The 13033-nt window shown below is 72.3% G+C and carries 16 protein-coding genes, 1 tRNA gene and 1 pseudogene; 4 read left to right on the plus strand and 14 right to left on the minus strand.

The genetic code is table 11. From position 1 onward, the window contains the following. The 10 genes and pseudogenes from GPJ59_RS04180 to GPJ59_RS04225 form a co-directional block, all read right to left on the minus strand. Window positions 1-246: pseudogene (locus GPJ59_RS04180) on the minus strand (hypothetical protein); the annotation flags it as partial. A gap of 47 nt (window positions 247-293) precedes the next feature. Then, complete coding sequence (locus tag GPJ59_RS04185; RefSeq protein WP_219664990.1) at window positions 294-1133, minus strand: RNA polymerase sigma factor SigF; 840 nt, start codon at window positions 1131-1133, stop codon at window positions 294-296. A gap of 221 nt (window positions 1134-1354) precedes the next feature. Continuing rightward, entirely contained in the window at window positions 1355-2275 is a 921-nt protein-coding gene (locus GPJ59_RS04190) for an RNA polymerase sigma factor SigF (RefSeq protein WP_219664991.1), read from the minus strand. Window positions 2276-2452: 177 nt separating this feature from the next. Then, window positions 2453-2614, minus strand: coding sequence for a hypothetical protein (locus GPJ59_RS04195; RefSeq protein ID WP_219664992.1), 162 nt, complete (start codon window positions 2612-2614; stop codon window positions 2453-2455). A 450-nt stretch (window positions 2615-3064) separates the two neighbouring features. Beyond that, window positions 3065-3358 (minus strand): hypothetical protein, encoded by a 294-nt coding sequence (locus GPJ59_RS04200; protein WP_219664993.1) that lies wholly within the window; start codon window positions 3356-3358, stop codon window positions 3065-3067. Between the two features lie 133 nt (window positions 3359-3491). Next, window positions 3492-3576: transfer RNA gene (locus GPJ59_RS04205), tRNA-Ser, on the minus strand. An 83-nt stretch (window positions 3577-3659) separates the two neighbouring features. Continuing rightward, complete coding sequence (gene tadA, locus GPJ59_RS04210) at window positions 3660-4151, minus strand: tRNA adenosine(34) deaminase TadA (protein ID WP_308120123.1); 492 nt, start codon at window positions 4149-4151, stop codon at window positions 3660-3662. Next, window positions 4151-4696, minus strand: a complete 546-nt coding sequence (locus GPJ59_RS04215; protein WP_219665033.1) for a tRNA adenosine deaminase-associated protein — start codon at window positions 4694-4696, stop codon at window positions 4151-4153. The genes tadA and GPJ59_RS04215 overlap by 1 nt, the downstream gene beginning before the upstream one ends. A 222-nt stretch (window positions 4697-4918) precedes the next feature. Next, window positions 4919-5110, minus strand: coding sequence for a hypothetical protein (locus tag GPJ59_RS04220; RefSeq protein WP_219664994.1), 192 nt, complete (start codon window positions 5108-5110; stop codon window positions 4919-4921). A 118-nt stretch (window positions 5111-5228) separates the two neighbouring features. Continuing rightward, window positions 5229-6155, minus strand: coding sequence for a universal stress protein (locus GPJ59_RS04225; RefSeq protein ID WP_219664995.1), 927 nt, complete (start codon window positions 6153-6155; stop codon window positions 5229-5231). Window positions 6156-6299: 144 nt separating this feature from the next. Here GPJ59_RS04225 and upp point away from each other — a divergent pair, with 144 nt between their 5' ends. After that, the gene (upp, locus tag GPJ59_RS04230; protein ID WP_219664996.1) at window positions 6300-6935 is read left to right on the plus strand and encodes a uracil phosphoribosyltransferase; all 636 of its coding nucleotides are present in this window, start codon (window positions 6300-6302) and stop codon (window positions 6933-6935) included. 51 nt (window positions 6936-6986) lie between these two features. Here the strand turns inward: upp and GPJ59_RS04235 are convergent, their stop codons facing one another. Both GPJ59_RS04235 and GPJ59_RS04240 read right to left on the minus strand, forming a co-directional pair. Next, complete coding sequence (locus GPJ59_RS04235; protein ID WP_219665034.1) at window positions 6987-7607, minus strand: LytR C-terminal domain-containing protein; 621 nt, start codon at window positions 7605-7607, stop codon at window positions 6987-6989. Window positions 7608-7710: 103 nt separating this feature from the next. Then, window positions 7711-8007, minus strand: coding sequence for a type II toxin-antitoxin system VapB family antitoxin (locus GPJ59_RS04240; protein WP_003955420.1), 297 nt, complete (start codon window positions 8005-8007; stop codon window positions 7711-7713). An 88-nt stretch (window positions 8008-8095) separates the two neighbouring features. Between GPJ59_RS04240 and GPJ59_RS04245 the strand changes: the two genes are divergently transcribed. Both GPJ59_RS04245 and opcA read left to right on the plus strand, forming a co-directional pair. Continuing rightward, window positions 8096-9721 carry a helicase HerA-like domain-containing protein gene (locus GPJ59_RS04245; RefSeq protein ID WP_219664997.1) on the plus strand — a complete coding sequence of 542 codons (1626 nt, stop codon included), beginning with the start codon at window positions 8096-8098 and terminating at the stop codon, window positions 9719-9721. A 195-nt stretch (window positions 9722-9916) separates the two neighbouring features. Further along, window positions 9917-10849, plus strand: coding sequence for a glucose-6-phosphate dehydrogenase assembly protein OpcA (opcA, locus tag GPJ59_RS04250; RefSeq protein WP_219664998.1), 933 nt, complete (start codon window positions 9917-9919; stop codon window positions 10847-10849). On the opposite strand, the gene GPJ59_RS04255 is transcribed toward opcA, so the two are convergent. Both GPJ59_RS04255 and GPJ59_RS04260 read right to left on the minus strand, forming a co-directional pair. Continuing rightward, window positions 10798-11283 (minus strand): cupin domain-containing protein, encoded by a 486-nt coding sequence (locus GPJ59_RS04255; RefSeq protein WP_219664999.1) that lies wholly within the window; start codon window positions 11281-11283, stop codon window positions 10798-10800. The genes opcA and GPJ59_RS04255 overlap by 52 nt on opposite strands. An 87-nt stretch (window positions 11284-11370) precedes the next feature. Beyond that, window positions 11371-11964, minus strand: a complete 594-nt coding sequence (locus tag GPJ59_RS04260) for an HhH-GPD-type base excision DNA repair protein (protein ID WP_219665035.1) — start codon at window positions 11962-11964, stop codon at window positions 11371-11373. Window positions 11965-12103: 139 nt separating this feature from the next. Between GPJ59_RS04260 and GPJ59_RS04265 the strand changes: the two genes are divergently transcribed. Next, entirely contained in the window at window positions 12104-12925 is an 822-nt protein-coding gene (locus GPJ59_RS04265; RefSeq protein ID WP_219665000.1) for a VOC family protein, read from the plus strand. Window positions 12926-13033: the final 108 nt, after the last annotated feature.

Genomic DNA, 13033 nt, shown 5'->3' on the forward strand with positions numbered 1-13033 from the left:
GGCCTCGGCCGAGTTCGCGGAGCCGGCCGCCGGTGGGCCCGGCAGCGGCTGGTACTCCACCGCGCCCTTCGGCGCCACGGTCTCTCCCGCACCGCGCTCCGGGCCGGCCGCGGCCGCGCCCACGGCGACGTAACCGTCCCGCGCAGGGCCGCCGCACCCGGTCAGGGCCAGGGTGGCGGCGGCCGCGCACACAGCGAGGACGGTGCCCGGCGGTGTCGGCGGTGTCGGCGATCCCCTGCGACGCATCGCGCCAGTGTCGCTGACGGACCGTCAAATCACCAGAGCCGCACCGCTCATTCGCCGATGAGGCCCTGCCGCAGCTGTGCCAGGGTGCGGGTGAGCAGTCGGGAGACGTGCATCTGGGAGATGCCGACCTCCTCGCCGATCTGCGACTGCGTCATGTTGGCGAAGAAGCGCAGCATGATGATCTGGCGTTCGCGCGCCGGGAGTTTGGCCAGCAGCGGCTTGAGGGACTCGCGGTACTCGACGCCTTCGAGCGCGCTGTCCTCGTAGCCGAGCCGGTCCGCCAGCGAGCCCTCGCCGCCCTCGTCCTCCGGGGAGGGCGAGTCGAGCGAGGAGGCGGTGTACGCGTTGCCGACGGCCAGGCCGTCCACGACCTCTTCCTCGGACACCCCGAGCACGGCGGCGAGTTCCGGGACGGTCGGGGAGCGGTCGAGCTTCTGGGCCAGCTCGTCGCTCGCCTTGGTCAGCGCGAGCCGCAGCTCCTGGAGCCGGCGCGGGACCCGGACCGACCAGGAAGTGTCCCGAAAGAATCGTTTGATCTCGCCCACCACGGTCGGCATGGCGAAGGTCGGGAACTCCACGCCGCGTTCGCAGTCGAAGCGGTCGATCGCCTTGATCAGCCCGATCGTGCCGACCTGGACGATGTCCTCCATCGGCTCGTTGCGGCTGCGGAAGCGGGCGGCCGCGTACCGCACGAGCGGCAGGTTCAGCTCGATCAGGGTGTCGCGTACGTACGCCCGTTCGGGGCTGTCCATGTCCAGGGCGGCGAGACGCTGGAAGAGGGAGCGGGAGAGGGTGCGGGTGTCGATGGCTTCCGAGCGGTCGGACACGGTCGGCGCCTCGCTCTTGACGAGCGTGAGCACCTCGGAGCTGCCCTGTTCTACGGACATGCCACCCCCTTCAGGTCGCGGACGGTCGCGGCGGGCGTGACCGTCATCGGTAACGCAGCCTTCACCTGAATACCGGAGGCGGGGCTGCTCCAAACGCGGTTCCAGCAGAATGTCACATGTCGGCAACGCGCTGTAGCGCCAAGTCGACATATCAGTGCAGCGACAGACCGGAATGAGCCTGTTCTGTCGGCAAACGAGCTGAGGGACTTCACTCGTCCCGGTTACGCCTCGATCCTGTTTGCGGACCGCAGCCGCGCGAAGCTCCGCGCGAGCAGCCGGGAGACGTGCATCTGGGACACCCCGAGCTCCGCGCTGATCTGCGACTGCGTCAGATTGCTGTAGTAGCGCAGCAGCAGGATCCGCTGCTCCCGCTCGGGCAGCTGTACGAGCAGGTGGCGGACCAGGTCCCGGTGCTCGACCCCGGCCAGCTCGGGGTCCTCGTAGCCCAGCCGGTCCAGCAGGCCCGGCAGCCCGTCCCCCTCCTGGGCGGCCTCCAGGGAGGTGGCGTGGTACGAGCGTCCGGCCTCGATGCAGGAGAGCACCTCGTCCTCGCTGATGCGCAGCCGCTCGGCGATCTCCGGGGTGGTGGGGGTGCGCCCGTGCAGCGTGGTGAGGTCCTCGGTGGCCGCGTTGACCTGCACCCAGAGCTCGTGGAGGCGGCGCGGCACGTGGACGGTGCGCACGTTGTCCCGGAAGTACCGTTTGATCTCTCCGACCACCGTCGGCATCGCGAAGGTCGGGAACTGCACCCCGCGGTCCGGGTCGAACCGGTCGATCGCGTTGATGAGCCCGATCGTGCCGACCTGGACCACGTCCTCCATCGGCTCGTTGCGGCTGCGGAAGCGGGCGGCCGCGTAGCGCACGAGCGGCAGGTTGGCCTCGATCAGGGCCCCGCGGACCCGGGCGTACTCACCGGTGCCCGGCTCCAGGGTCTTCAGCTGCGCGAAGAGGACCTGGGTGAGGGCCCGGGTGTCGGCGCCCCGGCTCTGCGGCCGGGGGGCGGGCGGCAGGGTTCCCGGGGCGGGGGGCTGGGCCCCTGGGGCGGCGGTGAGGCCGGTGGGGCCGGTGGGGCCCGCGGGGGCGGAGGGCTCGTCCTGGGGGTCCTGCTGAGGTGGCACCTGAGGCGCAGTACTGGCCGGCACTGTCACGCCACCCCTTCATGTCAACTCGCGCAACACTTCCACCAAAAGCGGTCATAGCATCACAAGAGATGTGCACTGTGTGCAAGCACCGTATATCGCCGTGTTGAGGGCAAGTTGGACATCAAGCGGGCGTCGGTGAAAGTCGGTGAAAGTGGCGCGGCGCTTCCCCGTGCGGCTTCAGCGCACCAGTTCGGTCATGAAGCGGCCGATGCCGGTGGCCGCGTCCGAGATCCCCTGGAAGCCTATTTGGACGATCTCCGCGGCCTTGACCGGCTGGGTGATGATCGTGAAGAGGACGAAGACGACGAGCCCGCCCATGACGATCTTCTTGGTGTCCATGAGCGGTTTCGGCCTCCCCTGCCGGTCCTTGCACAAGTCGCGTGAGTCTAACCGGTCAGGTTCGGGCACTCACGCGCCGTATAAGGACCAACGGCCCACAGGTCCGGGCCCTTCGCCGAGCGCCGGGCGGAAGGGAAGGGTACAGAATCGGTCATGAGCCCACCGGTTCTGGCAGGAAACCGGAGGGCCGAGGGACAGGGCCTCACTGCGGGGCACGGGTCGCACGCTCCCCTGACGGCGGCCCGGGCCGACAGGTCCGTCCCCGTCGGGGGAAGCGGCGTGTCCCCCGAATGCCGCTTCCCCCGCCCGCACGGTACGAAGGCCCCGACCGGCCCCGGTCGGGGCCTTCGCGCGTCCGCAGCCGGACCGCCGTCCGCAGCCGGACCGCCGCCCCGCTGCCTGACCGCTGTCCGCTGCCCGACCGCTGTCCGCTGCCGGACCGCCGCCCCGCTACTGCACGGCGCCGGCCAGGCCCAGGACCGGCTGGACCGGGTCGACCAGCGGCTGGAGCTGGTCGGGCAGCGTCATCAGCTGGTTGAGCTGGTTCAGCTCGTTCAGCTTCGCGCCGATCTCCGGCACCGAGTTCGGTACCGCGCCCTCGGGCATGCCCGGGGCGGCGCTCGGCAGCTCCGGGAGCGTCAGCGGGGACGGAGGTGCGCCGGCGGCGGAGGCGGCGGGCGCGGCGAGGCCGGCGGCCGCGCCGGCGAGGGCGACGGCGGCGAGCAGGCGCTGGGTCTTGGTCATGCCGTGTCAACGGGATCCGCCCCGGGCCGGTCACGGCGCGCCCGCACGAGAGCCCGGTTCGTACGAACACGACAGCCTGGTCCGTAGGAAGCACGAGAGCCCCGGTTCGTACGAACCGGGGCTCTCGTCAGTGCGGTGGTGGAGGGATTTGAACCCCCGATGGGTTGCCCCATACTCGCTTTCGAGGCGAGCTCCTTCGGCCACTCGGACACACCACCGAGAGAGATCCTAGCCCACCCCGGGGAGTGCTTTGCAACTCGATACGCGTGGCCCTGCTCACCGTCGATACGCGTGGCCCGGCTCACCGCTCCCGGAAGAAGGCGGTGAGCAGGGCGGAGCACTCGTCCTCCAGCACCCCGCGGATCACCTCGGGCCGGTGGTTGAGCCGGCGGTCGCGTACGAGGTCCCACAGCGACCCGGCCGCGCCCGCCTTCTCGTCCGCCGCGCCGTAGACGACGCGGGCGACCCGCGACTGCACGAGCGCGCCCGCGCACATCACGCACGGCTCCAGGGTCACCACGAGGGTGCACCCCGGCAGCCGCCACTCGCCGAGCTTCGCGGCGGCCCGGCGGATCGCCAGCACCTCGGCGTGCGCGGTCGGGTCGCCCGTCGCCTCCCGTTCGTTGTAGCCGGTGCCCAGGACCTCGCCGGCCGGGCCGAGCACGACGGCGCCGACCGGCACATCGCCGGCCGGCACCGCCCGGGCCGCCTCCTGGAGCGCCAGGCGCATGGAGTCCCGCCACGGGTCCCGTACCGGGTCGGGGCCGGGGTCGTGCGTACTGCTGCCGGTCACTAGCGGACGGCCTCCAGCACCTCGGTCGCGCCGAGGGCGTCGGCGAGCTCCGAGAGGGCGTCCCCGTCGAGGGCCAGCAGCTTCTTGTGGTTCACGCCGAGGTCGTCCAGGAGGCGGGGGTCGCCGAGGGGGCCCGCCGGCACCGGCTCGGCGCCGCTGTCGCCCCCGTCGTCGTCCTCGTCGTCGGCGAACGCGGCGGCCGCGTCCTCCTCACCGTCCTCGGTGCCGTCGAGGTCCAGCTCGTCCAGCTCGTTGTCCTCCTCCTCGTCGCTGCCCAGCAGCTCGTCGGTGAGCATCGAGCCGTAGGAGCTGCGCGAGGCCAGGACCGCGTTGGAGACGAAGATCCGCGGGTCCTCCTCGCCGTCCACGCGGACGACGCCGAACCAGGCGTCCTCCTGCTCGATGAGGGCGACCACCGTGTCGTCGTCGACAGCGGCGGCACGGGCGAGATCGGTCAGATCCGTCAGCGACTCGACGTCGTCGAGTTCCATGTCGCTCGCTTCCCACCCGTCTTCGGTGCGCGCGAGCAGTGCGGCGAAGTACACCGTGACTCTCCCACTGGTCATAGGCGTGCCGGTTGGAGGTCCCCCCGGCCGGAGGTCGGGTCGGGGGGTTGAACGGCCTGATGCTTGCCGTTTCCTACCCCGCCCAATCGGCATCGTGGCAGAAACAGCGGCTTTGCGAGAGGTCTTCCGCGCTTGCGTCGTGCCGTGCCGCCCCCGCGGGGCCGCAACGAGGGCCCGTTCGGCAGCGGCACCCGGCGGCGCTCACCAGCGGAAGGTCCGCATCCGCATCTGTTGTCGCATCCGGGCGGCACGGGCGCGTCGGGGCTGCACCCGGTCGCGCAGCTCCCGTGCCTCGTTCAGTTCGCGGAGGAACTGCGCGCGCCGCGCCCTGCGCTGCGCCGCCGTCTCCGCGGTCTCGTCGTCTGCTGATGCTGTCGGCTGGTCGTCGGCCATCGGGCACCACCCCAGGCTGGTCCGGTCGTCCTCCTCCGCGTCGCGAAGCAGCCCCCCCGGTCCCAGCTTCCCCCGCGGAGCCGTTTTGATGCCACCCCCCGCGCCCTGCCCGTGGACTTCAGTCCCCCTCTTGAGCAGGTACGACGGCCACCGGGCAGGCCGCGTGGGTCAGCACGGCGTTGGCCACCGAGCCCATCAGCAGCGACCGGCCGAGCCGCCGGTGGTGCCGGCCGACGACGATCAGGCCCGCCTCCTCGGAGTCCTGGACCAGTGCCCCGGCCGCGTCACCGGGCACCGTGGCCACCTCGACCGGCACGTCCGGGTACCGCTCCCGGAAGGGCCGCAGCCGCTGCTCCTGCGAGCGCAGCATCTCCCGCTCGGCCGGCGCCCGGTCCTCGTCGCTCAAGGCCTCGGCCATCAGGTCCGGCGACACGACGGCGTACGGGCCGCCGACCACGAGCAGCGGGGAGGGCGGGACGGCGTACGCCGACAGCACCCGCAGGGCGGTGCCGCGGCGGGCGGCGGCCTCGGTGAAGGCGAAGTCGACCACGGCGTCGTCGGTCTCGGCGGCGTGCAGGCCGAGCACCACCTGCCGCTCCCCGGCCCCGGACCCCGGGGCCGGGGCGCTGCGCGCGTCGTGCGGGACGACCACGACGGGACAGGGCGCGGTCGTGGCCACCGCCCTGCTGTTGGAGCCCAGCAGCAGGGCGGTGAAGCCGCCCCGGCCGCGCGAGCCCATCACCAGCATCCTGGCGCCCCGGCCGGCCCCGCGCAGCGCCTCGGGTACGGAGCCCATCAGGGCCTCGTAGCGCAGGACGCCGGCCAGCACATCCGGGCCCAGGAACGCGCGGACCGGGTCGGCGGGCTCGGGGGCGGCGCTGCCCAGCGCCTCGCGGCGGCCGGCGTACCACTGGGTGTGGTCGGGCAGGACGTGGACGACCACCAGGGGCGCCCCGTGCCGTTCGGCGGCGGTGCGGGCCCACTCCAGCGCCCGGAGGCTGTGCTCCGAGCCGTCGACGGCCGCGACGACAGGTGCTTCGGTCACGACTTCAGGGTGGCACCGGCCCCCGCATCGCGCACGTGGCCACGGGGGGCGCCGACAGCGCGTAGCCTCTTGTGTTGCGGTTCGCGCGCTTGCGGCCGTTTTCGCAGGTCGGAACCCCTGAATGTCGAAGCTTTGGAGGATGCTGTGCGTCTGCAGGTCGTCGATCACCCCCTGGTTGCGCACAAACTCACCACGCTGCGCGACAAGCGCACCGACTCCGCCACCTTCCGCCGGCTGGCCGACGAGCTGGTGACCCTGCTCGCCTACGAGGCCACCCGGGACGTGCGGACCGAGCAGTCCGACATCGAGACGCCGGTCGCCGCCACCACCGGGGTGAAGCTGTCCCACCCGCGCCCGCTCGTCGTGCCGATCCTCCGGGCCGGCCTGGGGATGCTCGACGGCATGGTGCGGCTGCTGCCGACGGCCGAGGTGGGCTTCCTGGGCATGGTCCGCAACGAGGAGACCCTGGAGGCCTCGACGTACGCGACCCGCATGCCGGAGGACCTCTCGGGGCGGCAGGTCTACGTCGTGGACCCGATGCTCGCCACCGGCGGCACCCTGGTCGCGGCGATCCAGGAGCTGATCAAGCGCGGCGCCGACGACGTCACGGCCGTGGTGCTGCTGGCCGCGCCCGAGGGTGTCGCGGTGATGGAGCGCGACCTGGCGGGTACGCCGGTCACGGTCGTCACGGCGGCCGTGGACGAGCGGCTCAACGAGCACGGCTACATCGTGCCGGGCCTGGGCGACGCGGGCGACCGCATGTACGGCTCGGCCGAGTAGGCCCCGGGCCGACGGCAGGGGCCGGCGCCGGGGCCTGAGCGGCCCCGGCCGTCAGCAGGTCGGGAGCGGGGCCGGCTTGGGGTGGGCGAGCGTGTACAGCGCCTTGTCCGCCTCCTCCTTCGGACTCAGCTCCTTGAAGGCGTCGCCCAGGATCAGGTCGATGTCCGCGGTCTCGCGGGCGTCGGTCTGCTGGGTGACGCCGGCCAGCTGGGTGCCGAGGACCGAGTAGGCGCCCTTGTCGGTCTTGGGCGAGCCCAGCAGTATCCCGGTGCCGGGCACCTTCTTGTCGAAGTCGGGCGGGGCGTTCCCCACGTCACCGAGGGTGAACCCGCGCTTCTTGAGTTCCTCCGCGACGCCCTTGGCCAGGCCCGAGCGCGGAGTCGCGTTGTAGACGTTGACCTTGATCTGGCCGGGCTGGGGCAGGACCACGGGTGCCTGGGGGGCGACGGCCGGCGCGGCCTTCGTGCCCGCCTGCTTGGCGGCGCAGTCCTTCGCCGTGGCGCGGTGTTTGTCCTTGTCGCCCTGGAACACGTCGATGAGCTGCAAGGTCCCGTACCCGAGCAGGGCAAGGGCGAGGACCGACCCGAGGGCGGCCAGCACCAGGCGGCGGCGACGGCGGGGGCGGCGCATGCGCGGGTAGGCAGCTCCCGTGACGCGGTACTTTCCGCCCATGCCGGGGGGAGTGAGCATGCTCATGGGCGCAGCGTAGTGCGGCCCGATGACGATGCCTACTAAATGATCTGCTGATCGGGCAAGCCTGACCCGAAAGGCGCAATCAGCCCAGTTCGAGGACCCGGGCGTGCAGCACCTGGCGCTGCTGGAGCGCCGCCCGTACGGCGCGGTGCAGGCCGTCCTCCAGGTAGAGGTCGCCCTGCCACTTCACGACGTGGGCGAAGAGGTCGCCGTAGAAGGTGGAGTCCTCGGCGAGCAGCGTCTCGAGGTCCAGCTGACCCTTGGTGGTCACCAGCTGGTCGAGCCGGACCGGGCGCGGCGCGACGTCCGCCCACTGCCGGGTGCTTTCCCGGCCGTGGTCGGGGTACGGCCGCCCGTTTCCGATGCGCTTGAAGATCACACGGAAAGCCTACCGGGCCGGTGCCTGCGGGCGCAGCCTCGCTGCGTTGATGGAAAGGTGTCGAACGGGTCTATTTCGGGAGTGAGAGATGAGCGACAGCGCTTCCCCGGCCGACCGGATCGCCGCCGGGTACGCCTTCACCGGGCCCGCGCTCGACCTCGGGGCCCTGCTGTGGGACGGGGCCTGCCTGCCCGGGAAACAGGTCCGGATCCCGCTGTCGATGCTGGGCCGGCACGGCCTGATCGCGGGCGCCACCGGCACCGGCAAGACCAAGACCCTCCAGCTGATCGCCGAGCAGTTGTCGGCGCAGGGGGTCGCGGTGTTCCTCGCCGACATCAAGGGGGACGTCTCGGGCATCTCCGCGCCGGGCGCGGCGGGCGAGAAGGTCGCCGCGCGGGCCCAGGAGGTCGGGCAGTCCTGGGAGCCGGCCGGATTCCCGGCCGAGTTCTACGCGCTCGGCGGCATCGGCCCCGGCATCCCGGTGCGCGCCACGGTGACCAGCTTCGGGCCGGTGCTGATGGCGAAGGTGCTCCAGCTGAACCGGACCCAGGAGCAGTCGCTCGGGCTGATCTTCCACTACGCCGACGCCAAGGGCCTGGAGCTGGTCGACCTCAAGGACCTGCGCGCCGTCGTCGCGTTCCTCGTCTCCGACCGGGGCAAGGCCGAGCTGAAGGGCATCGGCGGGCTCTCCACGGCGACGGCGGGGGTGATCCTGCGGGCCCTGACGGCGTTCGAGCAGCAGGGGGCGGGCGCGTTCTTCGGCGAGCCGGAGTTCGACACGAGCGAGCTGCTGCGTACGGGTGCGGACGGGCGCGGGCTGGTCTCCGTCCTCGAACTGGCCGCCGTACAGGACCGGCCGCAGCTCTTCTCGACGTTCCTGATGTGGCTGCTGGCCGACCTGTGGGGCGAGCTGCCGGAGGTCGGCGACCTGGAGCGGCCCAAGCTCGTGTTCTTCTTCGACGAGGCCCACCTGCTCTTCGACGGGGCGTCGAAGGCGTTCCTGGAGTCGATCACGCAGACGGTGCGGCTGATCCGTTCGAAGGGGGTCGGCGTCTTCTTCGTCACCCAGACGCCGAAGGACGTGCCCGCGGACGTGCTGGGGCAGCTGGGCAACCGGGTGCAGCACGCGCTGCGGGCGTTCACGCCGGACGACGCGAAGGCGCTGAAGGCCACGGTGAGGACCTTCCCCCGTTCGGAGTACGACCTGGAGGAGCTGCTCACCCGGCTGGGCACCGGCGAGGCCGTGGTCACGGTGCTCAGCGAGAACGGCGCGCCCACCCCGGTCGCGGCCACGCGGCTGCGTGCACCGCAGTCCCTGATGGGCCCGATCGGGCAGGAGGCCCTGGAGGGGGCCGTCAAGGCCTCGCCGCTGTACCCGCGTTACGCCGAGGCGGTCGACCGGGAGTCGGCGTACGAGCGGATCAGCGCGGAGCAGGCGGCCGCCGAGGCCGCGGCGGAGGAGGCGGCGGCGGAGGAGGCGGAGGCGCAGAAGCGGGCGGAGAGGTCGGAGAAGGCGGAGAAGGCGGAGCGGGCGGAGCGGGCTGGGAAGGCCGAGAAGGCCGAGCAGGGGGCCGGGGCGGCGCGGCGGGAGCCCTCGCTGGCGGAACAAGTGGTGGGCAGCGGTGTCTTCCGCTCGCTGGCCCGGTCGATCGGCACCCAGCTGGGCCGGGAGATCTCCCGCTCGATCTTCGGGACGGCGCGCCGCCGCCGCTGACCGCCCGGGCTCCGGCTGATCGCCAGGACTCCGGCTGATCGCCGGACTCGCGCGGGCCCCGGCTGATCGCCCGGACCCGCGCGGCCCCCGGACCAGCCTCGGCCACCCGGACCGCCTCGGTCTCCCGGACTTCCTCCAGCCGGATTCGAGGCGCGCGCGTGCCCGGGCTGTGTCAGCCACTGTCAGACTCATGACATGCGGACCGAACTCACCGACACCACCTCCAGCCAGGTCGTCCGGGCCCTGCTCGCCGCCCGCCGGGCCATCGGCAGCCACACGACGGGTCTCACCCTGACCCTGCTGGTGGTCACCGACGAGGAGAACGCGTACGACGCCGTGCGCGCCGCGACCGAGGCCTCCCGCGAGCACCCGTGCCGGATCGTCGCGGTGATCAGGCGCACCGCGCGCGGCCCCCACACGCTGCGCCGCACCCGGCTCGACGCGGAACTCCGGGTGGGCGCGGACGCGGGCGCGGGCGAGGTGGTGCTGCTGCGCCTGCACGGCGAACTGACCGACCACGCGGGCACGGTGGTGCTGCCGCTGCTGGCGCCCGACGCGCCGGTGGTGGCCTGGTGGCCCGCCGACGCCCCGGCCGACCCCGCGCGGGACGAGCTCGGCATGCTGGCGCAGCGCCGGATCACCGACGCGCAGGAGGCCGCCGACCCGCTGGGCGTCCTCGACGAGCGGGCCGCCACGTACGCACCCGGCGACACCGACCTGGCGTGGACGCGGCTGACCTCGTGGCGGGCGCTGCTGGCGGCCGCCCTCGACCAGCGGCCGCTGACGGTCACGGCGGCGGGCGTGGAGAGCGAGGCGGACAACCCGAGCGCCGAGCTGCTCGCGCGCTGGCTGGAGGACCGGCTGGAGGTGCCGGTGGAGCGCGTGACGACCCGGGGACCGGTCATCACCCGCGTCCGGCTCGCCACCCCCGCCGGCGAGATACGGGTGGACCGCCCCGAGGGCGCCCTGGCCACGCTGGTCCTGCCCGACCGGGTGGACCGCAGGGTGGCCCTGAAGATCCGCGGCACCTCCGAGCTGATCGCGGAGGAGCTGCGGCGGCTCGACGCGGACGAGGTCTACGCGTCGGCGCTGCGGCGGCGGCCGGCCCAGGTGGCGCTCTCGGCGTAGTGGTTGTCGTAGACGGGCGAGGACGCCTTGATGTCCGCGACGGTGGCCTCGCCCGCGTTCACCCGGCCGAGCAGCCGGTAGTAGTCGAAGCGCTCCATGCCGGGCGCGAAGCCGACGAACACCTCTGCGGTGTGCCCGGCGGCCGGGGCGAAGGCGTGCTTGACGCCGGCCGGCACGGCGAGGAAGTCGCCCTTGCCGAGGGTCTTGACCTCGTCGTCGACGAGGACGTCGAGCCGGCCGTCGACGACGAAGAAGAACTCGGTGGCCTTGGTGTGGAAGTGCACCGGGGCTCCGGCGGCGCCCTCCTCGAAGGTGGCGGTGTTGCAGGTCAGACCGGGCTGGTCGACCAGCAGGGTGATCAGACTGCCGGGGCCGTCGGTGATGGCTTCGGCGGTGGCGTGGCGGGTGAGGTGCGCGTGCGTCGGCTGGCTCATGAAGATCACTCTACGGAGCTGTCCGACCCCTTTCAGGGGCCAATCGGGACGCGGAATCACCGGTCAATTCCTCAGTCATTGCCCCAGTCATTTCCCCTGCGCCTTGGCAGCCTTGGCGGCGGCCTTGGCCTCCTGCTTGTACGCGCGTACCTTCGCCAGCGACTCCGGTCCGGTGATGTCCGCCGCCGACCGGTACACGCCCGCCGCGCCGTACCCGCCGGCCGCCTCGCGCCAGCCGCTCGGTCGCACCCCGAGCTGCTTGCCCAGCAGGGCCAGGAAGATCTGCGCCTTCTGCTCCCCGAAGCCCGGCAGCGCCTTCAGCCGCCGCAGCAGCTCCGCCCCCGTCCCCGCGTCCGACCAGATCGCAGCCGCGTCCCCGTCGTAGTGCTCCACCAGGTACGCGCACAGCTGCTGCACCCGCTTGGCCATCGACCCCGGATAGCGGTGGACCGCCGGCTTCTCGGAGAGCAGCGCGGCGAAGGCCTCCGGGTCGTACGCGGCGATGGCGTGGGCGTCCAGGTCGTCGGCGCCGAGCCGCCGCGCGATCGTGTACGGGCCCGAGAAGGCCCATTCCATCGGTACCTGCTGGTCGAGGAGCATCCCCACCAGCGCGGCGAGCGGGCTCCGTGCGAGCAGGGCGTCGGCCTCCAGGTCCTGGGCCAGCCGCATCGTGATGTCCATGTCCTCCACGTCCTCCATGCCCTCCACCTTCTCGCGGAATCCGCCGGGGAGCAGGTCAGGAGCAGTCCAGGAGCAGTTCACCGCGCGGGTGTCAGACCCCCCGCCTAGCGTGGGAATCCCGAAAGGAGTGAGTCGCATCATGAAGGAATTCCCCGAGGGCGCCCCCTGCTGGGTGGACGCCATGTTCAAGGACGTCGAGGGCGCCAAGACCTTCTACGGCGAGGTGCTGGGCTGGACCTTCGGCGAGGCCGCCAGCGAGTACGGCAATTACACCCAGGCCTACTCGGACGGCAAGGCCGTGGCCGCCGTCGTCCCGCCCATGCCGGGTGGCGAGGACATGCCGTCTGCGTGGTGTCTCTACTTCGCCTCTCCGGACGTCGCGCAGACCGCCGAGAAGATCAAGGGCGCGGGCGGGCAGCTGCTGATGGAGCCGATGCAGGTCGGCAGCTTCGGCTCGATGGCGCTCGCCAAGGAGCCGAGCGGCGCCGTCTTCGGCGTCTGGCAGCCCGGTGAGCACAAGGGCTTCGAGAAGATGGGCGAGGCCGGCTCGTACTGCTGGGCCGAGGTGTTCACCCGCGAGCCGGCCAAGGCGGACGCCTTCCTGAAGCAGGTCTTCCCGTACGCCGCCCAGAAGATGGAGCCCGGTGACGACCCCGCGACGGCCGGCATGGACTTCACGGTGTTCAGCGTCGGTGGCGTGGAGAACCCGGTCCTCGGCCGGATGAAGATGGACAAGGACTTCCCGCCCGATCTGCCGCCGTACATCCAGGTCTACTTCGCGGTCCCGGACTGCGACGAGGCGGTCTCCAAGGCCCAGAAGCTGGGAGGCCAGCTGCACTTCGGCCCGATGGACAGCCCGTTCGGGCGGTTCGCCGCCCTGACCGACCAGCAGGGCGCGGCCTTCGCGGTCATCGACATGACCACCACGGCAGGCGAGATGCCGCAGATGAGCGACGCCTGAGACCGGCGTCGGTCCGGGATTCGGCACCTGACACCACGGGCGTGGCGCGCCCGCGGTGTCAGACGGCCGGGGCCGGGGTCGGGGCAGGGGACATGGCCATGGCCGGGG

It is taken from the genome of Streptomyces bambusae (genome assembly GCF_019400985.1).
GTDB classification, from domain to species: domain Bacteria; phylum Actinomycetota; class Actinomycetes; order Streptomycetales; family Streptomycetaceae; genus Streptomyces; species Streptomyces bambusae_A.